This window comes from Prevotella sp. S7 MS 2 (assembly GCF_000762865.1).
Lineage (GTDB): Bacteria > Bacteroidota > Bacteroidia > Bacteroidales > Bacteroidaceae > Prevotella.
The window spans coordinates 1-2,675 of record NZ_JRPT01000103.1; the positions used below are offsets into that span (position 1 = coordinate 1).

Consider the following 2,675-nt stretch of genomic DNA (forward strand, 5'->3'; position numbering starts at 1 on the left):
CGAAAAGAAGACTGCCATGAAGTGCTCTTTCCTTTTTCCTATAAATATTTGGAGGGAAATGAAAAAGATGCTATCTTTGCATAAGGTAAAGTTGCACTCGGCAATTTGAAAACAAGTTTTCATTGGTGCTATCTTTGCATAAAAAGAATAAAAGGAGAACGACTTTGGGGTTGTGTCGGTTTGATCGGGATACTCATCAAATAATATCGAAAACCGAGGATGTTCCTTTTGTTAATGGCGGGCCACATAAACTCGTAAGAGGTAAGTCGCAAGACCGGTGGATTACAAAGACGGAGGACTCTCAATCATTGATTTCTCGGAGTTTCATCACATCATCGGGCAACCCCTTTTTATTAAAACAGATGGATATTATATCCAATGTGTAGAGACGATGCATGCATCGTCTCCTTTTGGTTAAAAGAGATGACAACCAAGCGAGATACACTCCGTCTCTACACAGAAATAAATATTTAAAATATGTTTAGTGGCATTGTAGAAGAAATGGCTACACTAGTAGCTATCAATAAGGAACGGGAAAACATAGACTTCACGCTGAAGTGTTCGTTTGTAGACGAATTGAAAATTGACCAAAGTATTGCCCACAATGGTGTTTGCTTGACGGTCGTTAGTATTTCGGGGGATACCTATACAGTAACAGCTATGAAAGAGACTTTGGATCGGTCGAACCTTGGACTACTTAAAGTAGGCGACAAAGTAAACGTGGAACGCTCCATGATTATGAACGGTCGGCTTGACGGACACATTGTACAAGGACATGTAGACGAGACTGCCACTTGCATTAATATGCGGGATGCAAATGGTTCTACTTACTTTACATTTAAATATCAGCAAAATTCTGAGATGATAAAAAGAGGATATTTCACTGTAGATAAAGGTAGCGTGACAGTGAATGGTGTATCTCTAACCGTATGCGAGCCAACAGAAGATAGTTTCACAGTAGCCATTATCCCCTATACCAGAGAGTTTACCAACTTCTGTGATATATCGGTAGGTTCTACGGTCAATATTGAGTTTGACATCTTAGGTAAATACATAGCTAGACTGCAATCATTATCGTGATTGCAGCCTTTTAGCATATATGCATCATAAACGCTATACATTGTACAATATCTTTTTAAAAGAATGTTAATATAAGACGAGTAAAGCAACTTTTGCTTCTCTCTTTTCATCAAATAGTAAAATAGAATCTACGCGTAAGATTTCATATTAACAAAATCATCAACCAATTATAGATATGTATAATAAGATTGTCACACAACTATTGAGCCTAGCTCTATGCGCAATACCCATGACAAGTATGGCTAGAGAGTGGTCGTTGCAAGACTGTATAAACTACGCATTGCAAAATAATATCTCACTACAGAAGCAAAAAATAAATAAACTGAGCGCTCACGAAGACGTGTTACAATCGAAAGCAGCACTTCTCCCCTCGTTAAGTGCGTCTACAAGCCAAAATATAGGTTACACTCCGTGGATAACTAGTGGTATCAGTGGGGATGGTTATTCAAAGCTAGCCGTGGACAAAACATATTACAATGGAAACTATGCCATCAGTAGCAATTGGATATTATGGAACGGTAATCAAAACAGAAACAACATTAAATTAAATCAACTGGTTGAAAACAAAGCAATTATAGACTCTGCGACTACTGCACGTAATATCCAAGAACAGATAGCTCAACTCTATGTTCAGATACTATATTCCAGCGAGGCCATTAAGGTAAACAAAGAAAGTTTGGAAACAAGTACCAAGAACGAAGACAGAGGAAAAGAAATGGTGCAAGTGGGTAAGATGAGTAAAGCCGACCTAGCACAACTAACCTCGCAACGCGCACAAGATGAATACAACGTTGTCTCGGCAGAAAGTCAAGTGAAGAACTACAAAAGACAATTAAAAGAACTCCTACAAATTACAGACGATAAAGATTTTAATATCGCGATTCCATCAACGACAGATGAGCAAGCATTGCAACAGATTCCGACGATGAATATGATTTATAATGCGGCACTGGATAATCGTCCGGAAATTAAAAGTTATCAGAATAGCATTGCTCAAAGTGACTTACAGATAGCCATTGCCAAAGCTCAAAAAATGCCGACCATTAGTGTCAATGCTGGAATAAGTACGAGTACCACCTCTATGAATGATAACGCATGGGGACGCCAATTAAAAAATAACTTCTCTACAGGGGCTGGAGTAACCATCAGTGTACCCATATTTGATAACAGGACATCTAAAACAGCTATCAACAAAGCTAGATTAATGAGGGAAAACAGTATGCTTGACTTAAAAAATGAGCAGACGACTCTCTACTCTACTATCGAAAACTATTGGTTGCAAGCCACTACCAATCAAAACCAATTTAAGGCAGCAAGAGTAAGTGTGGAGAGTGCAAAAACTAGTTATGAACTATTAAGCGAGCAATTTCGCTTAGGATTAAAGAATATCGTTGAACTCATGACTGGAAAAGATAAATTACTCACAGCACAACAAAACGAACTACAGAGCAAATATATGTCTATATTATATATTAACATGCTCAAGTTCTACCAAGAGTGAACACTAAAGAGATAAAGGAATAAAGATAAAATGCTACAAATAATTGAATAACAATATTATTCATCAAGATATCAAGAGGGTGTGTCAAAATTGG

General features: G+C 37.6%; 2 protein-coding genes. Both read left to right on the top strand.

Annotated features, from left to right (window positions below; genetic code table 11):
- Nucleotides 1-477: 477 nt before the first annotated feature.
- Nucleotides 478-1,080 carry a riboflavin synthase gene (locus HMPREF0671_RS11530; RefSeq protein WP_036900905.1) on the top strand — a complete coding sequence of 201 codons (603 nt, stop codon included), beginning with the start codon at nt 478-480 and terminating at the stop codon, nt 1,078-1,080.
- A 175-nt stretch (nt 1,081-1,255) separates the two neighbouring features.
- Nucleotides 1,256-2,581 carry a TolC family protein gene (locus HMPREF0671_RS11535; protein ID WP_036900907.1) on the top strand — a complete coding sequence of 442 codons (1,326 nt, stop codon included), beginning with the start codon at nt 1,256-1,258 and terminating at the stop codon, nt 2,579-2,581.
- The last annotated feature ends 94 nt before the right edge of the window (nt 2,582-2,675 follow it).

Coding starts and splice junctions, on each gene's coding strand:
- HMPREF0671_RS11530 (WP_036900905.1), top strand. CDS start 478: ATGTTTAGTGGCATTGTAGAAGAAATGGCTACACTAGTAGCTATCAAT.
- HMPREF0671_RS11535 (WP_036900907.1), top strand. CDS start 1,256: ATGTATAATAAGATTGTCACACAACTATTGAGCCTAGCTCTATGCGCA.